A 684-nucleotide genomic window follows, 5' to 3' on the forward strand; every position below is an offset into this window, starting at 1 on the left:
AGTGGGGGGGGCGTGGTCAGTCGACGTCGGGGGCGGCCTCGCCGCGCACCTGGTCGAGGCGGGCGCGGGCGCCGTCCAGCCAGGCCTGGCAGCGGTCGGCCAGCGCCTCCCCGCGTTCCCACAGGGCCAGGGACTCCTCGAGGCCGGCGCCACCGGCCTCCAGCCTCCCCACGGTCTCCATCAGCTCGGCGCGCGCCTGCTCGTAGCTCATCTGGGCCACGTCCGAGACGTCCGCGGAGGTGAAGCCCTCCACGCCGCTCGGGCGGCCCGCGTCCTGCGTCTGCTCCATGCCCTGCTCACTCATGCCTGTCGTGTCCTCTCGTGGGATGGGGTCGGGGTGGGCCGATGCGTCGCGACGACGTCCGCGGCGATCCGTCCGGCCGCCACGAGGATGTCGAGCCGGTCGTCCGGGGCGACCTGGTCCGCGTCGCGCACGACCTGTCCGGCGTGCTGGACCACGGCGTAGCCGCGGTCCAGGGTGCGCTGCGGGGACAGGGCGCGGACGCGGGCGCGCAGCTGCGTGAGGGCGTCCTGCTCGCGGACGAGCCGGTGGCCCAGGGCGGACCGGCCGCGCTCGCGCCACCGGTCCGTCTCCTCCTGCCGGGTGTCCACCATCACGTGCGGACGGGCCAGCACGGGCCGGGAGCGCAGGGCCGCGAGCCCCTCGGCCTCGGCGCGCACGCG

Annotated in this window: 2 protein-coding genes; both read right to left on the reverse strand. The window is 76.9% G+C overall.

The genetic code is table 11. The features are described from left to right. Positions 1–16: 16 nt before the first annotated feature. Positions 17–304 carry an exodeoxyribonuclease VII small subunit gene (locus HMPREF3105_RS11005; RefSeq protein WP_036340347.1) on the reverse strand — a complete coding sequence of 96 codons (288 nt, stop codon included), beginning with the start codon at positions 302–304 and terminating at the stop codon, positions 17–19. Continuing rightward, a partial coding sequence (locus HMPREF3105_RS11010) for an exodeoxyribonuclease VII large subunit (protein WP_305791348.1) occupies positions 301–684 on the reverse strand: 384 nt, incomplete at its 5' end. The genes HMPREF3105_RS11010 and HMPREF3105_RS11005, both read right to left, overlap by 4 nt.

The sequence above is a fragment of the Micrococcus sp. HMSC31B01 genome (assembly GCF_001816085.1).
In the GTDB taxonomy this organism is placed as follows: domain Bacteria; phylum Actinomycetota; class Actinomycetes; order Actinomycetales; family Micrococcaceae; genus Micrococcus; species Micrococcus luteus.